This is a genomic window from Streptomyces sp. NPDC058812 (assembly GCF_042744565.1).
GTDB lineage: Bacteria > Actinomycetota > Actinomycetes > Streptomycetales > Streptomycetaceae > Streptomyces > Streptomyces thinghirensis.
Map to the genome: position 1 here is coordinate 429460 of NZ_JBHYOB010000005.1, position 17106 is coordinate 446565.

Annotated in this window: 14 protein-coding genes and 2 pseudogenes; 6 read left to right on the top strand and 10 right to left on the bottom strand. The window is 68.7% G+C overall.

Annotated features, from left to right (window positions below):
• Positions 1-75 precede the first annotated feature (75 nt).
• The 5 genes from ACFW48_RS13710 to ACFW48_RS13730 are packed head-to-tail and all read right to left on the bottom strand — an operon-like array spanning position 76 to position 5832.
• The gene (locus ACFW48_RS13710) at positions 76-1008 is read right to left on the bottom strand and encodes an acyl-ACP desaturase (protein ID WP_386313887.1); all 933 of its coding nucleotides are present in this window, start codon (positions 1006-1008) and stop codon (positions 76-78) included.
• A 58-nt stretch (positions 1009-1066) separates the two neighbouring features.
• Positions 1067-2185, bottom strand: coding sequence for a type III polyketide synthase (locus ACFW48_RS13715; protein ID WP_386313889.1), 1119 nt, complete (start codon positions 2183-2185; stop codon positions 1067-1069).
• Complete coding sequence (locus ACFW48_RS13720; protein WP_386313892.1) at positions 2185-4296, bottom strand: MMPL family transporter; 2112 nt, start codon at positions 4294-4296, stop codon at positions 2185-2187. Before ACFW48_RS13720 ends, ACFW48_RS13715 begins: the two co-directional genes overlap by 1 nt.
• A gap of 53 nt (positions 4297-4349) precedes the next feature.
• Positions 4350-5573, bottom strand: coding sequence for a beta-ketoacyl-[acyl-carrier-protein] synthase family protein (locus ACFW48_RS13725; protein WP_386313894.1), 1224 nt, complete (start codon positions 5571-5573; stop codon positions 4350-4352).
• Positions 5563-5832, bottom strand: coding sequence for an acyl carrier protein (locus ACFW48_RS13730; protein ID WP_386313897.1), 270 nt, complete (start codon positions 5830-5832; stop codon positions 5563-5565). The genes ACFW48_RS13725 and ACFW48_RS13730 overlap by 11 nt, the downstream gene beginning before the upstream one ends.
• A gap of 1029 nt (positions 5833-6861) precedes the next feature.
• On the opposite strand from ACFW48_RS13730, the gene ACFW48_RS13735 reads away from it, so the two are divergent.
• Together ACFW48_RS13735 and ACFW48_RS13740 are read left to right on the top strand one after the other, a co-directional pair.
• Positions 6862-7383, top strand: coding sequence for a hypothetical protein (locus ACFW48_RS13735; protein WP_386313899.1), 522 nt, complete (start codon positions 6862-6864; stop codon positions 7381-7383).
• A gap of 232 nt (positions 7384-7615) precedes the next feature.
• Positions 7616-8422 (top strand): annotated as a pseudogene (locus ACFW48_RS13740) (IS5 family transposase).
• Here the strand turns inward: ACFW48_RS13740 and ACFW48_RS13745 are convergent.
• The 4 genes from ACFW48_RS13745 to ACFW48_RS13760 form a co-directional block, all read right to left on the bottom strand.
• A complete protein-coding gene (locus tag ACFW48_RS13745; RefSeq protein ID WP_386313901.1) occupies positions 8394-8729 on the bottom strand; it encodes an ankyrin repeat domain-containing protein in 336 nt (111 codons plus the stop codon). The pseudogene ACFW48_RS13740 and the gene ACFW48_RS13745 sit on opposite strands and share 29 nt — an antisense overlap.
• A gap of 133 nt (positions 8730-8862) precedes the next feature.
• Entirely contained in the window at positions 8863-9000 is a 138-nt protein-coding gene (locus ACFW48_RS13750; RefSeq protein ID WP_386314009.1) for a transposase family protein, read from the bottom strand.
• Positions 9001-9159: 159 nt separating this feature from the next.
• On the bottom strand, positions 9160-9861 hold the full coding sequence (locus tag ACFW48_RS13755; RefSeq protein WP_386313904.1) for a response regulator: 702 nt from the start codon (positions 9859-9861) through the stop codon (positions 9160-9162).
• Positions 9858-11156: a sensor histidine kinase gene (locus ACFW48_RS13760; RefSeq protein ID WP_386313907.1), complete on the bottom strand. Its 1299-nt coding sequence runs from the start codon at positions 11154-11156 to the stop codon at positions 9858-9860. The genes ACFW48_RS13755 and ACFW48_RS13760 overlap by 4 nt, the downstream gene beginning before the upstream one ends.
• 221 nt (positions 11157-11377) lie before the next feature.
• Here ACFW48_RS13760 and ACFW48_RS13765 point away from each other — a divergent pair, with 221 nt between their 5' ends.
• From ACFW48_RS13765 to ACFW48_RS13780, 4 genes and pseudogenes are all read left to right on the top strand, one after another.
• On the top strand, positions 11378-12070 hold the full coding sequence (locus ACFW48_RS13765; protein WP_386313909.1) for an ABC transporter ATP-binding protein: 693 nt from the start codon (positions 11378-11380) through the stop codon (positions 12068-12070).
• A complete protein-coding gene (locus ACFW48_RS13770) occupies positions 12067-14481 on the top strand; it encodes an FtsX-like permease family protein (protein WP_386313911.1) in 2415 nt (804 codons plus the stop codon). The genes ACFW48_RS13765 and ACFW48_RS13770 overlap by 4 nt, the downstream gene beginning before the upstream one ends.
• Positions 14482-14583: 102 nt before the next feature.
• A pseudogene (locus ACFW48_RS13775) lies at positions 14584-15712 on the top strand (methyltransferase domain-containing protein).
• A gap of 347 nt (positions 15713-16059) precedes the next feature.
• Positions 16060-16886 (top strand): IS5 family transposase gene (locus ACFW48_RS13780; RefSeq protein WP_386313912.1). Its coding sequence is split into 2 segments (ribosomal slippage): positions 16060-16408 and positions 16408-16886, totalling 828 coding nucleotides; the frame shifts between segments, so codons are not numbered across the junction.
• Here the strand turns inward: ACFW48_RS13780 and ACFW48_RS13785 are convergent.
• Positions 16883-17068, bottom strand: coding sequence for a hypothetical protein (locus ACFW48_RS13785; protein ID WP_386313914.1), 186 nt, complete (start codon positions 17066-17068; stop codon positions 16883-16885). The two genes, ACFW48_RS13780 and ACFW48_RS13785, sit on opposite strands and share 4 nt — an antisense overlap.
• Positions 17069-17106: the final 38 nt, after the last annotated feature.

Below are 17106 nucleotides of genomic sequence, written 5' to 3' on the forward strand. Positions count from 1 at the left end.
AGACTTACGGGGATCGTCACCCAGCCCAGGGACATGTCGGATCGTCCTTCTCTCGCGGGCAGCGGAATCTTTGTCTTAAGCGGTCGCCAGTCGGTTGAGGCGTTCGGCCAGGGCGCGGTACCTGCCGGCACGGTCCGCTGATTCCTCCATGTGGGCGGCGATCTCCTCCTGGACGTGCTGTCCGACCGGTGTAAGTCCGGTGGTGTCGAGGGCGCCGAGCATACGGACGAAGGGAAGGGCGATGTCCTTGTAGTAGGTCTCCGGTGAGAGGATGCCCGACCTGGCCAGGGAGCTGATCAGTCGGCCGAAGCCGGGTGCGGCGTGGCCGGGGGGACGGAATGACTTGAGGACTTTGGCCACAGCCTGAAGCGTTCGGTCGGGGTGCATTCGCATACATGCCTGGAGGGTGGTCCGGTAGAAGAGCATGTGCCGGTTCTCGTCGTGGGCGATGCGTTGCATCAGAGCCCCGCACGCCGGTTCGTCGCACAGTCGGCGGATTCCCTGGTAGCTGACGCGGGTGCCGAGTTCCTGGATGGTGACGTAGACCAGAGAGGCGATGAGGTCGCCGCGGTAGTCGATCTCGTAGCCGTGCTGCATATGCGCGGCGCGGGCGTCCTCCAGAAGCACCGGATCGGCACTGCGGGTGACGACGAGGTAGTCACGGATGGCGGTGCCGTGCCTGGCCTCCTCCATGGTCCATCGATTGACCCAGACACCCCAAGGGCCGTCGAGCGACAGCATTTCCCCAATCACCCGGTGGTAACTAGGCAGGTTTTCTTCGGTGAGCAGACTGTAGAGGAGGCCGTCCCGAGCGGCCGCCTTCAGTTTCTGCTGGGAGGGGTCCCATGGTTCCCCTTCGAGGAGACCGTCGTAGTCACGGCCCTGGCTCCACGGGACGTACTGGTGCGGGTACCAGTCGACGGTAGTCCGGAAGTGGGTGTCGAGAGCGTCGGCGACCACCGGTTCGAGGTCGATCAAGATGCGTACGTCTGCGGGGATGGCGGGCACGGTCCGTGACACCTTTCTTGTCTTGCGGTCGGCAGGTTTCGGTGGCGGCGGGCGGCCCCTACCAGCGGAGGAGAACCAGTTCGATGGCGAACCCCGGTCCCATGGCGGCGACCAGGCCGAGTGTGTTCGCGGGGGGCGGTGTTTCCATGGCCGCGTGCAGGATGTCCAGTACGGAGACGGACGAGAGGTTGCCCCGCTCGGCCACGGAGCGCCGGGTGAGCTCCAAGGCGCCGGGTTGCACGCCCAGGGCCTGCTGTACAGCGGTGAAGACCTTCGGTCCGCCACCGTGGATGATCCAGCTCGCGATCTGGCTCGGCGACAGTGCGTGCCGCGAGAGGAGCCCTTGGACGGCCGTGGGCAAGTGCTTCTCCGTGAGCGTCGGGACCTCGGGCGACAGCAGGATCCGGAAGCCGTGGGAGCCGATGTCCCAGCCAAGGACGTCCTCGGTGCCGGGGACCAGCAGGCTGTGAGTGTCCACCAGCTCAGGCCCGGCGGGGCAACCGTCCCGCTGGGATCCGAAGGCCACGACGGCGGCCGCGCCGTCCCCGAAGAGGCTGCCGGCGACGATGTTCGCCACGGAGCCGTCCTTGAGCTGGTGCGCCAGTGTGCACAGTTCCACGGCGAGCAGGACGGCCACTTGGTCGGGGTGGGCCAGTAGGTAGTCATGGAGCCGGGCCAGACCTGCGGCGCCTCCGGCGCAGCCGCTGCCGAACAGCGGGATACGTTTGACGTCCGGCCGTAGCCCGACCCGGTGGGCGAGCCGAGCTTCCAGCGACGGCACGGCCAGCCCGGTGACGGTGGTGCTGATCACCGCGTCGACCTCCTCCGGCTGGACGCCTGCGGTGCGCAGCGCGCCGATCAGCGCCCGTTCCCCCAGGTCCATGGCGGTGTCGAGCCAGACGCGGTTCTGCTCGGTGAAGTCCTCCCGGCGGGCGAGATCGACGAGTTTCTCCAACGGCAGGGACAGCGAGCGGGTCTCCACACCCGAGCTGGCATGGATCTTACGGAGGACCAGAGCGCCCATCTCGGACTCCAGCAGCGTCGTGCGGGCCAGGGCGGCCAGGATGTCTTCCTGCCGGTATTGATACGGCGGGAAGGCCGTCTGGATCGTCACCACCTGTGGGCCGGCGGCCCCTGACTGCCGGGTGTGGTCATGTGTCGCCTGACGCGTCGGCATCAGCTTCCGCCTTTCTTCACAGGTGTAGTGATCAACAACGGAGACCCGATGCGGGCCGGAGCCCACCAGTTCGCCGGTCCAAGGGCCGCCATGACGGCGGGCACCAGAACTCCCCGCACCAGGACGGCGTCCACGAGCGCGCCGAGTGCGACGCCGATGCCGATGAACTTGAGTAGGGCGACGTGGGAGGTGGCCATGGCCGCGGTCGAAATCGCCACGGCTGCCGCAGCGGACGTCATCAGTCGGCCGGTGCGGGCGACGCCCTCGATGATCGAGGTGCGGTTGTCTCTGCAGCGGTCGTACTCCTCCCGGATACGGCCGAGCAGGAAGACCTCGTAGTCCACTGACAGGGCGAGCGCGATGAACAGGACGAACAGCAGGGTCGAGGCGTCCAGCGTTCCCGTCGCCGTGAAGTGGCCGAGTGCTGCGCTGCCGTGGCCGTCCTGGAAGAGAACGACGAGCGCGCCGAGGCTCGCCCCGAGGCTGACGGCGGCCACGATCAAAGCTTTCAGGGGGGCAACCAGGGTACGGGTGAAGGCGCTGAGGAGGGTCAGGAGCCCCACAGCCAGCAGAAACAGGCACCACGGGAGGGCGCCGAGGACGGCGTCCGCCGTGTCGACGACCTCCGCGGCTCGCCCGCCTACCACCACGCTTCCCGGGGCGGGAGTTTGCCGTACCTTGCGTACCGCGATGTCCGCCTTCGGCGTGCCGGGCGCGGCGGACGTGGCCGCCAGCAGCACGACGGCCTCACCGGACGGAGCCACACGCGCCACGCGGACACCAGTGATGCCCGGGACACGGGCGAGTCGGTCGCCGTAAGCCGGTGCACCGTCCGTCGCCCGCGGTCCGGTGACGATCACGGTGAGGAGCCGCTCCGGTGGCGCGGTGAACTCTGCGCGTACACGCTCGGCCGCGGCGGCAGCCGGAGCCGACGAAGGCAGCGTGCGTTCGTCCACAACGCCGAGCTGTGCGTGGGTGAAGGGCAGGGCCAGGAGGGTCAGCAGCAGCACCGCCAGGCCGCCCGCCAGGAGGGGCCGTGCGGTGACCGTGGACGCCGTGCGATGCCAGAAGCGACTCACGTCCCCGGTATGGGCACGCCGCCACCGCGCCAGCGGGTCGCACGCCTGGGCCCGGGGGCCGAGCAGCCGCAGACAGGCGGGCAGCACGGTCAGGGCGACCAGCGCCGCCAGCACGGTGACGATCATGCCTGCCAGGGACAGTGCGCGTAGCATCGGCACCGGCACCAGCAAGGCGCTGGCGAGGCATACGGTGACGGCAGCGGCGGAGAATGCGACCGAACGGCCGCTGGAGCGGCGGGCGGCCGCCAGCGCCGTGTGAAGGTCCGCGCCCCGCGCGGTCTCCTCCCGTACGCGGGCCATCAGGAAGAGGCTGTAGTCGACGGCCAGGCCGAAACCAATCGCCGAGGCGGCGTTCACCGCGACCCGTGAAACGTCGGTCACCTGCGCCAGCAGGCCCAGAACAGGGATGGTGCAGCCGATGGCCAGCGCAGCCACGACCACGGGCAGCAGCGCGGACACCACGGACCCGTAGACGAAGACCAGGACGACGAAGAGTACCGGCGCGGCCAGCAGTTCGGCCCGGCTCAGATCGCGCTCGATGGTCTCGTCGATCTCCCGGTTGGCCCACACCTCGCCGCTGGGCTCCACCCGCATTCTCGGGACGGCCGATCGGGCCACCGCCACCACATCGGGCACCACCTGCTTACGTTCCTTGTCCGTCCCCTTCAGCCGTACGGCGACCAACTGGGTCCTTCCGTCCTTGGAGCGCAGCCACGTGTCACCGGTGGTCTGTGCCGACCACACGGTCTTCACGTCACGCTGCCCGGCCAACTTCTCCACCACCGCTGTGGTGCCGTCCCGGACGCGGGCCTCACGTTCATCGCCGGTACGATGTGAAACGGCCAGAAACAGATCGGGCGAGGGCACGCCGAGCCGCTCTGCCTGCCGTCTGGCACGCGTCGCCTCCGTGTCCGTCGCAACCGCGCCGCCCGTGCTCAGCGCCGAAAAGGCAACCGGGGCCAGCACCCCGGCGCACACCGCCGCCAGCAGGGCACCCACCACCGCCCGCCAGGCCCGGCGCCGCAGGCGCACCCATCCGTGTGCCTCCGTCTTGCGTCCGATCCGGATGCTTCGTCTGGCTCCCACTAGGAAGCCGTGAACAGCAGAACGGCGTTCTGGCCGCCGAAGCCGAAGGAGCAACTGATCCCCGCCTCGCCGCGCGTGGGGCGGGGACGCCCGGCGACGATGTCCAGCTTGCGGTCCCCGTCCTGGCCATCGAAGTTCGCCACCGGCGGGACGGCCGCATGGCGCAGCGCGAGAACCGTGTACGCCGCCTGGATCGCCCCGGCCGCCCCCAGCGCGTGCCCGATCACGCCCTTGGACGCGGTGACCGGCGGCCCATCGTCACCGAAGACGCGGACGAGCGCTCGTGCCTCGGCCGCGTCATTCAGCGGGGTGGAGGTACCGTGCGCGTTGACGTGGCCGACGTTCCCCGGCCCGCACCCGGCGTCCGCGAGAGCCGTGTGGATAGCGCGGACCGCGCCGTCGCCCTGCGGGTGCGGGGCGATGGGATGGTGCGCATCGGCGCCGGCCCCGTAACCCCGCAGCAGCGCCAGGACAGGAGCCCGGCGGGCCCGAGCCGCGCAGGCGCGTTCGAGGACGAGGATGCCGGCACCCTCGCCCAGGACGAAGCCGTCACGTTGCGCATCGAACGGCCGGCTGGCCAGGTCCGGTTCAGCCCTGCGCCGGGACAGCGCCCGCATCCGCGTGAAGCACGTGGCCGTCATGCGCGAGCGAGCCGACTCACTCCCGCCCGCCAGCACGATGTCACAGGTACCCGACCGCAGCAGGTCCCGGGCCACCCCGATCGCGGTGGCGCCCGACGCACAGGCGCTGGCGGTGGTGAAGTTGGGACCGCGCACGCCCAGGTCGATGGCGACCTCGCCCGCGGCCATGCTCGGAACGCTGCGCGGGAGCGCGAGTGGCGAGACCCGCTCCGGCCGCCCGGCGCCGAGGTGACCGAACTCGGTGACGTACGCACTCAAACTGTTCGATCCCACGCCCAGCACGACACCGACCCGCTCCGCTTCCCAGGTACGACGATCGAGGCCTGCGTCCGCGACGGCCCGCCGGGCGGCGACGAGGGCGAACTGGATGAAGCGGTCCACACGCCGCGCTGACCCCCGGCCGAGCTCCGTCTCGGCGTCGAAGTCCGTCACCCGGCAGGAGAAGTCGACCGGCAGTTCCGCCAGGTCGGGGTCTGTCGCGGCCAGCGAGCGCCCCTGGCACAAAGCCGCCCAGTTCGCCTCCACCGTATGCCCGGCCGGAGTCACCAGCCCCAGCCCGGTGACCGCGATCTCAACGCGCATGCTCGAACGCCCGAGCCGCCTCGCCCAGGGTCGAAGACGGGCGCAGGTCCAGGGCGTTCTCGGGCAGGACGATCCCGTACTCCTCCTCCGCCGCCACCACCAACTCCATCAGCGACAGCGAGTCCAGGCCGAGACTCTCGAACGTCGTCCTGCCGGAGAACTCGCCGGCATCCGCCTGCACATTAAGGTGGCCGATCAGCAGGGCCACCAACTCCTCGGGAAGGGCCGACTCCGCCGCGTCTTCCGCCGCCTGCCTCATGCCTGGATCTCCTGTTTCCTCGCTGCGAGAGGCCCTGCGGCGCTGCCCGCGTTCATCCGTCTGAAGGCCACTCGCGCGGGAGGCTCGCGTCTCAAGCAACTCCACGTGCTGACCGACTCAGTCCTGCGCCTGTCGCCCGGCCGCCCCCAGCCCGTTCTCCGACATCACGCCAAGCTCACACAACAACGGCCCTTACGTACTCGCGACGGACATCACCTTCGAAGATGCCGACCGCCGCGACCCGCGCCGCCCGCGCCTGAACCCCGGGATCCCGGCCCCGGGCGTCCGAGCCAGTCACGCGCAGCCGCAAGATGTCACTCCGGGAGCCGCTCGACCGACGGCTCCGGCTCCCGCAGCACGACTTCCGCCATACTGCCGACCACGCCCGCGCCTCCTCCTGTCCTGCCCGTCGCCTGTTTATCTGTGCGTCACCGTGTAAACACCAGCGAGGGGTGTAGGGAACGGTCTGTCACTCGTTGGTGTTGATACGAAGCCGTCGTCTTCCCGATCTTGAGGGGTGTGCGTCGAACGGGAGCCCAGATTGCGTGATCGTGAGGCGCTTGGCGCATACGGACAAGGCCTCCTGAACAGCTCGTTGGTGTCGAATCACCGAGCAGCAGGAGGCCCAGTCCAAGCGGGGGCCCGGCCTGCAGGGCGCGCCGGACCTGACCGCGCTACTCCTCGCGAGGAGCGGCCGTGTCTGGTGCCCGGATCAGGCGTTCTCCTTCTGATCGTCTGGGGATCTCGCCCTTCTCGTGGCCGCGACCGTGTTCAGCCTCGGCGCCGTCGTCCTCGAGGCGGCCGGGTGGCCCAGTCACAGCGGAGAAGTGGAGACCGGTCGGATGACGGAACGTGCAATGGCCAGTGTCGAGAGGGACCGTCGCGGGTTCTTGAGGGGCGGCGGCCGCAGTAGCGGCGGTCGGTACCGGAGTGCTGCTCTCAGACAGCGCTCATGCGGTTCCGGCGTCCTCGCGGGCAGGGAAAGCCGCCTGGGACCTGCCGCCGGTGGGAACAGAAGTCCCGTGCAGCATGTACGCCCCCAACGTGCCGCTGAAGCTGAACATGCTGGGAGCCCTCACGCTCGACTTCAAGGGCGGCATCGGCCTTGTGGTGCGGACGAGCACCACAGACGAAGCCGCCCTGGAGGTCCAGGGGTTCAGGACGGAAGCGGACCTGAACCCGACCACCCCCAACAGCGGCACCATCATCGCCCTGACTCTGTCGAACGAGACGCCGACGCCGCTCAGCACCCTGACGTCGGCCGGGCTGCTGCGCGTCCACCTGTCCCTCACGGCCACGATGACCGACAAGGCCACAGGGGAGGAGACCGTCGTCGCGTCCATGGACACGGCGACGTACGCGACGCTGAGGTCGGACAACGTCGAGTCGTTCCCGCCGGTCAACCAGCCCTGGACACTGCAAGAGCCGGTCACACTGTATGAACCCGGTGGCAGCGAGGCCCAGGGCTCGCAAGTGGTCGGCACCCTGGAGGGCTACGACGCGACCGTCAACCACGCGGCGCAACGGTCGGCCCAAAGGCGAACGAGGTGAACGGCGCGCGGTAGACGAGCCTGCCGCGCGGGCACGAGCAAGCCCGCCGGGCGGAGGCTCCTGATCTGGGCGCAGTCCTTGCCCGAGCGACCAAGGACTGCGCCCCGTCGTCACGGCAGGGGCAACCGCCTTTCCGGTGAAGATCAGCACCCGCCCGAGTGAGAACCCGCGGTTGGCATCAACAGGAGACGCCTTGAGAATCCATCTCATTTGGCTGAGTGGGCTGTTGGCCGTGGTGGGGATTGTTGAGCGGCTGGTGCCGGACGATTTGTGGGAGCTGTTCCAGCGGGTGGTGCCGGAGGCGCCGTCGCGGCCACAAGGGGGCGGCCGGCGTCGCCACGGCGACCGGGAGGTGCTGGCGGCGATCGTGTTCGTGGCGACGTCGGGCTGCGCGTGGCAGCAGCTGTCCGCGGCTTTGTTCGGGCCGTCCGGCGCGACGGCCCACCGCAGATTCACGGAGTGGACGACGGCCAGGGTGTGGGCCAAGCTTCACCGCCTGGTCCTTGACGAACTCGGCTCCCACGGCGACCTGGACTGGTCGAGACGCGCCATCGACTCGGTGAACATGCGGGCCCTGAAAGGGGGGAGCTGACGGGTCCGAATCCTGTCGACCGGGGCAAGTACGGCTCATAGATCCATCTGGTCACCGAGCGGACCGGTCTGCCCCTGTCGGTCGGGATCTCCGGCGCCACCGTCCACGACAGCCAGGCCCTGATCCCTCTCATTCAGGGCATACCCCCGATCCGGCCCCGCCGAGTCCCGCGCCGACGCAAGCCCGGCAAGCTTCACGCCGACAAGGGCTACGACTACTACCACCACCTGCGGAAATGGCTGTCCCGGCGCGGCATCCGAGCCGCATCGCACGCAAGGGCGTCGAGAACTCACAGCGACTCGGGCGACACCGCTGGACCATCGAACGCACCATGGCCTGGCCGGCTGCCGACGACTGCACCGGCGCTACGAACGCAAGGCCGACCACTTCCTCGCCTTCACGAGCATCACCTGCACCCTCATCTGCTACCGGCGCTTGGCCCGCTGATGTGGGCCCGCAGCAGCTGCACCGCCAGGTCGTGGTCGTAATGATCGGCCATGTCCATGGGAGTGCGACCATCAGGATCTACAAGCTCCGGGTCAGCCCCGAAGGCCAGCAGCACCGCAGTGGTATGCACGGCCAACGGCTGGCCGCTCTGGAGCGAGCCATCGCCCTCGACGTCGATCGCATGCGTCAGCAGCGTCATGTTGCTGAAGACCTCATTGGGATCGGCACCATTGGCCAGCAACCGGGCCAGGGTCTCCGCATCCTCGTGCTCCACCGCGTCATGGGCAGGCGTCCAGTAGTCGCTCACCAAGGCATTCAACAGCCACCGCAATGCGTCTGCCAGCGACCGGCAACCACCAATTGAGATGACGTCCAACTTCGCCGTCAAGGACGACTGCTGTCTCTTGTCATCTGCGAGATCTCAGGTCCGTGGCGAAATCTCACGTCGACTGTCCACCAACGACCAACCGGCCACGAACCGGCCGCGATCCCAATCCGAACCTGGCCGCAAGCTGCGCATTGGTATCACCGCGACGCAGGCGGGCGAGAGCGAACAGGGCCTGCTGTCTTGCAGTCAGGCGCGCTGCCGCCGACTACCGGCCTCCCCTAGCCGGGAGACGAGTTCGCCGCTCAGGTGGCGCAGATGTGCGGTGGACAGATCCGATCGCATTCCACTGGCAAAAGGGGCGATCAGCACAGTGAGGCCAGCAGTCCTGGGCGTTCGGCTTCGTACGTGATCACCCGTCCACGTTCGGGGCGCCCCCTCCTGGGGCGATCAGTCCCGTCTCGTAGGCGAAGACGACGGCTTGGACACGGTCGCGCAGGTCCAGCTTGGACAGGATGCGGCCGATGTGGCTCTTGATCGTGGTCGGACTGAGGAAGAGCCGGGAGGCGAGTTCGGCGTTGCTGAGGCCCGTCGCGAGCAGGCGCAGTACCTCGAGTTCACGCGGGGTCAGGGTGGCCAGGTCACGGTGCGGGGCGATGGTCTGTGGTTCGTCGTGCTTGGCGAAGCGTTCTATCAGTCGGCGGGTGATCGTGGGCGCGAGGAGAGCATCGCCGGACTGCACCAGGTGCAGAGCAGCCACCAGGTGTTCCGAAGAGACGTCCTTGAGCAGGAAGCCGCTGGCGCCGGCCGTGAGGGCGGCGTAGACGTAGTGATCGAGGTCGTATGTGGTGAGGATGATGACCCGGGTCTGCTGTAGATCGTCACTGCGGAGGATGCGCCGGGTGGCCTCGATACCGTCCATCTCCGGCATCCGGATGTCCATGAGGACGACGTCAGGCCGCTCGCGACGGACCGCTGCGACAGCCTTGGCCCCGTCAGCCGCCTCAGCGGTCACCTCGATGCCGTCCGCGGCCAGAATCATCTTGAAGCCGGTGCGCACGAGGGCCTGGTCGTCCGCGATGACCACGCGCAGCGGCGGCCTGTCCGCCGTCATGCCGCGCTCCGCGGGATACGGGCCGTGACCCGGTAGCCGCCGGCGTGTGTCGGCCCGGCCGTCAGCTCGCCCTCATAGACGGCTAGTCGCTCACGCAGCCCCAGGTGGCCACGGCCGTTGCTCTCCACCGGTGGGGAGCCCTTCGCGCCGCCGGTGTTCGTGACCTCGATCTGCAGACTGGTGTCGGTGTAGCCGATGGAGAGGGTCGCCGCCGCGCCGCGTGCGTGTTTGATGGTGTTGGTCAACGCTTCCTGCACGACACGGTACGCCGCGAGGTCCACGCCTGGTGGCAGCGGTTGCGGCGGCAGCGACAGTTCGACGCTCACGGGCGTCCCGGCAGCGCGAACCCGCTCGACCAGCGCGTCGAGCTGCGCAAGCCCGGGCTGGGGCTCCAGGACGTCGTCGGGCTTCTCCTGGTCCGTGGCTGCCAACAGGCCCATCACATGGCGCAGTTCTGCCATAGCGGCCCGGCCGCCTGCCTCGACGGCCAGCAAAGCTTCCTTGGATTGCTCCGGCATCACGTCCATCACTTTGCGTGCCGCGCCCGCCTGGATCACCATCACGCTCACATTGTGCGTGACGACGTCATGCAGCTCGGCGGCGATGCGGGCACGCTCCTCCTCAACGGCCCGTCGCATGGACTGCTCCTGAGCCTCCTGCAGTTCGGTGACGCGGTCCCTGCTGGAGGCCAGTCGCAGTTGCAGGAAACGGACGAGGCTGGCCAGCATCCCGGCCACCAGCAGCACGAATCCCGGGCTGGACCATCCTGGGACTACCGGATCCGCATGGCGGAAGGCGAAGCCGGACAACACGGCGGCGATCACCAGGACGACGATCGACAAGATCCGGTATCGGCTGTACACGACGGCACTGTAGGCGGCGCTGACGCAGGCCAGGACGGTGATCCAGGAGGCGGAACTGCCGATGGCCAGGCTCGCGCCCAGCACTGTTGCGAAGACGGCCAGTGGGTAGCGGCGCCGGAGGACGAGGGGCAGCGTCGACACGAGGACCAGGACCCATGGCACAGGAGGAAAGTCTTCCTCCACGGGTGCCTGATCAGGGCCGGGCGGCGGCGGGGCCGGAATCCCCGTGCCGACGTCGATCTTGGGTGGATTGATGGTCACCGGCCCGTCGCCGGGGTAGCGGACCGCGACGTACAGAGCAGCGACGGTCAGGACGATCGCCAGCGCCACATCGGCGCGTACCGCTCGTCTGGACAGCGGGGCGGCCTTCGCCTCGGGGCACAGGGCGTCAAGGAGTTGTCGCTGCCTGCCGCGCCAGTCTTCCGTCTCCATCCGCACATTGTGCTGGGTCTTGTACCCGGCCCACGTCCGCCTGACTGACCAGGGCACCGTCCTCGGGTCCTCATCCTCAGGTAGGAGTCTGCGGCCGCTTCGTCCGAGGGAACGGGTTGATATCGGTTCAACGGCCGACGCGCCCCGCCGGTAGCGGCCCCTAGGTTCACAGGGCCGGCAACGGCATGCGCCTCTCGCGACCGTAAGGACGGGCCTCTCGTATGAATCAAGTGATCGAACTGGAGCGTGTGGCGAAGCGCTACGACAGCGCCGACGCGCCCGCGCTCGGACCGCTCACACTCAGCGTCGCAAGGGGCGAGGCCCTTGCCGTAACGGGGCCTTCGGGCAGCGGCAAGTCCACGCTGCTGAACCTTGTCGCCGGCCTGGACAAGCCGACGGACGGCGCCGTGATCGTGGCCGGGCGGCGGATCGACCAGTTGAGCGAGCACGCCCTCGCCAAGTTCCGTCGCGCCCACATCGGCATGGCCTTCCAGTTCTTCAATCTCCTCGACGACCTCACCGTCACCGACAACATCCAGCTCCCGGCGCAGCTGACCGGGACCGGTCGGCGCGAGTCCGCGTCCCGCGCGGGCGAACTCATGGAGATGCTGGGCATCCAGAAGCACGCCCGTGCATACCCGGGCCGACTGTCCGGGGGTGAACGCCAGCGAGTCGGTGTCGCCAGGGCGTTGATCAACCGGCCAGAGCTGCTGCTCGCCGACGAGCCCACCGGTGCGCTCGACACGGCCTCGGGCCGCGACGTCCGCAACCTGCTGATGGAGCTGCACCGCGGCGGCCAGACCATCGTGCTGGTGACGCATGACCTATCACTGGCCGAGACGGTCGCGAGCCGCACGATCCACCTGGTCGACGGTTACCTTGCCCGCGATACGTACGCGCAGGCCGTCCGATGAGCCTGTTCGGCACCAGCGCGCTGAGCCGGGTCGTGCGCTCCGGGGTGAGCCGACGACGGGTGCAGACCGTGGTGATCGCCATCGCCACGATGATGGCCGTGTCTTCGGCCGTGGTTTCCGGGTCGCTGATGGTCGCCGCGGCCGCGCCCTTCGACCATGCCTTCACGAAGCAGCGTGGCGCGCACATCACCGCACAGTTCGATCCTGCCAAGGTGAGCACGGCGAAGCTGGCGGCGACCGGAGAGCTGGACGGCGTCACTGCGAGTGCGGGACCGTATTCCTCCACGGCGTTCCGCCCGGTGGATCAGACAGGCTTCCGGTTTCCGACGCTGACCCTGGTCGGGCGGTCCGGTGCGGACAGTGCCGTGGACCGGGTGGAGCTGAAGTCCGGCCGGTGGGTGCAGAAGCCGGGCGAGATCGTGCTCAGCACGTCGTTCGAGGGGCCAGGCACCGAGATCGGTTCCGCCCTCAGGACGTCGGGCACCGCGAACGCCCCGGCCCTCAAGGTCGTCGGTTTCGCCCTGTCTACCAGCAAGACCGCCGACTCCTGGGCCACCCCGGCGCAGGTCGACGCGGTGGCGTCGCAGGGCCATCCCGTCACGCATCAGATGCTCTACCGCTTCGACTCCGCGGCCACGAAGCAGCAAATCCTCGCCGCCCGGATGAAGCTCGCCTCCGCCACGGGCTCCGGAGCACTGCTGGGTACGCAGTCCTGGCTGGACACCAAGCGCGCCGCGGATCAGGGTGCGGCAGCGACCGTCCCGTTCGTGATGGCTTTCGGTGTGCTCGGCATCGTGATGTCGGTGATCATCGTCAGCAGCGTGGTCAGCGGTGCGGTCGGCACCGGTCTGCGCAGGATCGGCATCCTCAAGGCCATCGGCTTCACTCCGTCCGAGGTCGTCCGCGCCTATATGGCCCAGGCGATGGTCCCAGCCGTCGCCGGCATCGTCCTGGGGGTCCTGCTGGGCAACCTCCTGGCCGTGCCGATGCTGGCCGAAACGGAGTCGGTGTACGGCACCGTGTCGCTTTCGGTGGCCTGGTGGGTGGATGTAGCAGTACCGGCCGCGGCCCTACTCGTCGTGGGGCTCGCGGCGCTGGTTCCCGCACGTCGGGCCGGAAAGCTTCACACGGTCGAGGCCATCGCGGTCGGTCGGGCGCCACGTGCGGGGCGCGGGCAGCGGGCACACCGGGTGTTGGGGCGGCTGCCGATGCCGCGACCGGTGACCTACGGTCTCGCGACTCCCTTCGCGCATCCGATCCGCGCCCTCGCGATGCTGCTCGCGGTGGCGTTCGGCACGATCGCCGTGACCTTCGCGGTGGGGCTGAGCTCGTCCCTGGGCACGATCAGCACGTCACAGGACCCCGAGAGCCATGCCTCGGTCACCGTGACGACGGTCAGGCTGAACAACATCGCGCCCCCGCCGCCTCCCGTCGTGGACGGTGAGGCGAGCCCGTCTTCCGAGGCCGGCAGCATGCCGAGCCCGACCAAGGCCAAGGTCGCCGACCCGGCGAAGGTGCGCTCCGCCATCAAGTCCCAGGCCGGCCTGGACTCGTACTACGGCAAACTCCAGACCGAGGTCGTCGTGGCCGGCGTCTCCGGTTCGGTTCAGGCCAGCCTCTACGAGGGCGATTCACACGACGGCAGCTACGAGATGCTCTCCGGGCGCTGGCTCACTGGTAAAGGTCAGGTCGTGGTACCCACCCGCTTCCTGGAGCGGACCAGCGCCAAGGTCGGCGACACCGTGCGGGTTACCTACGAGAAGGAGAACGCCGACCTGAAGATCGTGGGCGAGTCCTTCGACACGTCGGGCAACCAGCTGGAAATCCACGCGGACATGGCCGACTTCCCGCCTGCCGAGCCCAGTACGTTCCTCATCACAGTGCAAGCCGGGGTCTCGGCGGACGACTACGCCCAGAAGCTCGCGTCGGTGGTGCGGCCGCTGGGCGGCGGCGCCACGACCGTCCCCCCGGCGGAGCAGAAGGGCGTCATCCTCATCATGCAAGCGATGGCCGGGCTGCTCACCCTCATGCTGGTCGCCGTAGCCGGCCTCGGCGTGCTCAACTCCGTTGTTCTCGACACCCGGGAACGCGTCCACGACCTGGGCGTCTGCAAGGCGATCGGCATGACGCCGCGGCAGACCGTGAGCCTGGTGCTCACCTCGGTGGCCGCGATCGGTGTGATCGGCGGGCTGCTGGGCGTGCCGGTGGGGTACGTGCTGCACGGCCTCGTCATGCCGGTCATGGCACGCGCCGTGGGCACCACCATGCCGTCGTCAGTGCTCGATGTGTACGGGCCGACTCGGCTGCTTCTGCTGGGACTTGGTGGAGTGATGCTCGCCGTGCTGGGTGCACTGGTCCCGGCGGGCTGGGCGGCCAGGACCCGTACGGCCACCGCACTACGCACCGAGTAGCACCACGATCGCTCGGCAGCCCGAAGCAGCTGGTCGCCAGGCAGGGGCGCCAGGCCCGGTACGCGGAACGGAGTGCTTGACCCTCACGCGGCGTCATGCCGCATGGTCAGGAACGTGGACGAACACCTGACCGTGGGACGCGTGGCCGAGCTGGCCGAGGTGAGCGTCCGCACACTGCACCACTACGACGAGATCAGCCTCGTGAAACCGTCCGCGCGGACCGCGGCCGGATACCGGGCCCACTCGGCGAGCGGCGTAGAGCGGCTGCGGGACGTGCTCGGCTACCGGTGCCTGGGCTTCGGACTGCGCGACATCGCGGCCCTGGTGGACGACCCGGCCACCGACGCGGTCGCGCACCTGCGCCGACTGCGCGGCCTGCTGCAGGAACAATGCGACCGCACTATGCCGCCGTGGTGGCGGCAATCGACAAAGAGCTGGAGGAACGTGCCATGGGGATCAAGGCGACGCCAGAGGACCAACTGAAGGTGTTCGGACCGCAGTTGTACGAGACCATCGGGTCCGCCTATCCGGCCACACGGCGCACCGAGCCGCGAATCGCCGCACGGATCTGGGACGCGCTCGGGGACGCCCGGACGGTACTGAACGTCGGGGCTGGCACCGGCTCCTACGAACCCACCGACCGAAAGGTCACGGCGGTGGAACCGTCAGCGGTGATGCGGGCCCAGCGTCCCGCAGGCGCGGCGCCGTGCGTGGCCGCCAGCGCAGAGAAACTGCCGTTCCCCGACCAGTCCTTCGACGCCGCAATGGCCATCAGTACCGTTCATCACTGGCCGGACCTGGTCGCCGGGCTGCGCGAGATGCGACGGGTGGCCCGCCGCGTGGTGGTGTTCACCTACGACGCCAGCACGACGGGCTGGCTTGAGCGGTTCTGGCTCACCCGCGACTACCTGCCTGAATTCGCCGACCTTCTCGCCGACTGGCCCTCACTGGCCGACATGGCCCACGCGATCGAGGGCACGCGGAGCCGGTGCTCATTCCGTGGGACTGCGCCGACGGCTTCTTCGAAGCCCACTGGCGCCGGCCCGAGGCGTATCTCGACGAGCGCGTGCGCCGCGCGGTATCGGTATGGACCAGAGTCGGGCCGCAGGCCGAACAGCGGGCGGTGGACATCCTCCGCGACGACCTTTCCTCGGGCCGGTGGGCCGAGCGCAACGGGGACCTCATCGCCCTCGACGCGGCGGAGCTGGGCCTGCGCCTGCTCGTGGCCTGAACCGCCGTGCGCCACTCACCCTGCCATCCTCAGCGAGAAGACGATGCTGACCTACTCCGTCGACAACACTCTGAAGGGAGTCGCGTTTCAAGATCGGACATGAACTGAGAGAACCCACATCAGTCACCCCAGTCCGCAGGCGCCCTTGCCATCCAGTCCAGTCGCCGCAGGTCGCAGGGTCGTAGCGTCAGCGGCGCCATGCAACTGCGTTGACATCGGAGTTAGTCCTCGCAGGTCAGGGCCTTCAGCCGGACTAGCTTCGCTGTCAACGGACACCGGGCCCTTACTGGCTCCAACAAAAGCTGCTGATCATGAGATTGTCGGCCTCTCTGCTCGTAGGTCTGGGTATGGGAAACCGTCAGTCGCGGCCGTGGATCGTGTCGGATGAACTGTGGTCGCTGATCGAGCCGTTACTGCCGAAACCAGGTTCGAAGAGGGCCGAGGGCAGACCGCGGGTGCCGGACCGGCAGGCCCTGTGCGGGATCCTCTTCGTTCTGCACACCGGCATCCAGTGGGAGTACCTGCCCCAGGAACTCGGTTTCGGCTCGGGCGTGACCTGCTGGCGGCGCCTTGCGGCCTGGAACGAGGCCGGCGTCTGGGACCAGCTCCATCAGCTGCTGCTGAACGAGCTGCGGTCGAAGAACCAGCTGGACTGGGAGCGGGCGGTGATCGACTCCTCGCACGTTCGGGCCGCCCGACGGGGCCCAAAAGCGGGCCCAGCCCGGTCGACCGCGCACGTCCGGGCAGCAAGCACCACCTCATCGTCGACGGACAGGGCATCCCGCTCGCGGTGTCGCTGACCGGCGGAAACCGCAACGACGTCACCCCACTCGAGCCGCTACTCGACAAGATTCCCACCGTCGCGGGCCGGGTCGGCAGACCCCGCCGACGCCCCGACGCGCTGCTGGCCGACCGCGGCTACGACCACGACAAGTACCGCAGTCTCCTCTGGCAGCGAGGCATCCGGCCCGTGATCGCGAAGAGAGGCGAGCCACATGGCACTGGCCTGGGCATTTTCCGCTACGTCGTCGAGCACACGATCGCCTGGCTCCACGGCTTCCGCCGCTTCCGCATCCGCTGGGAGAGACGCGACAACATCCACGAAGCATTCCTCGGACTCGCCGTCTGCGTGATCACCCACCGCCACGTCCAACGGCTTTGTTGGGGCCTCTAAGCCGCAGGGCCTCGTCCTTGCGCTGCTTGCTCCACCTGCTCGCAGGCGTCGTCGGGGTGGAAGTCCTCGAGGGAGACGGTGCCCGGTTCGGGTATGGGGTGGCGCAGGACCACCAGTTCTTCGACGGTCTCGGTGCTGTCGATCCTCAGCGTGACGTTCTCGGCCGTGGCATAGGCGAACACGTCCTCCAGCGTCCGTAGGCCAAGGGCCGGGTCGGTCC

Excerpts from the sequence above, each read along its gene's own strand:
- ACFW48_RS13715 (WP_386313889.1), bottom strand. The coding sequence starts at position 2,185 with ATGCCGACGCGTCAGGCGACACATGACCACACCCGGCAGTCAGGGGCC.
- ACFW48_RS13725 (WP_386313894.1), bottom strand. The coding sequence starts at position 5,573 with ATGCGCGTTGAGATCGCGGTCACCGGGCTGGGGCTGGTGACTCCGGCC.
- ACFW48_RS13730 (WP_386313897.1), bottom strand. The coding sequence starts at position 5,832 with ATGAGGCAGGCGGCGGAAGACGCGGCGGAGTCGGCCCTTCCCGAGGAG.
- ACFW48_RS13735 (WP_386313899.1), top strand. The coding sequence starts at position 6,862 with ATGTACGCCCCCAACGTGCCGCTGAAGCTGAACATGCTGGGAGCCCTC.
- ACFW48_RS13755 (WP_386313904.1), bottom strand. The coding sequence starts at position 9,861 with ATGACGGCGGACAGGCCGCCGCTGCGCGTGGTCATCGCGGACGACCAG.
- ACFW48_RS13760 (WP_386313907.1), bottom strand. The coding sequence starts at position 11,156 with ATGGAGACGGAAGACTGGCGCGGCAGGCAGCGACAACTCCTTGACGCC.
- ACFW48_RS13765 (WP_386313909.1), top strand. The coding sequence starts at position 11,378 with ATGAATCAAGTGATCGAACTGGAGCGTGTGGCGAAGCGCTACGACAGC.
- ACFW48_RS13770 (WP_386313911.1), top strand. The coding sequence starts at position 12,067 with ATGAGCCTGTTCGGCACCAGCGCGCTGAGCCGGGTCGTGCGCTCCGGG.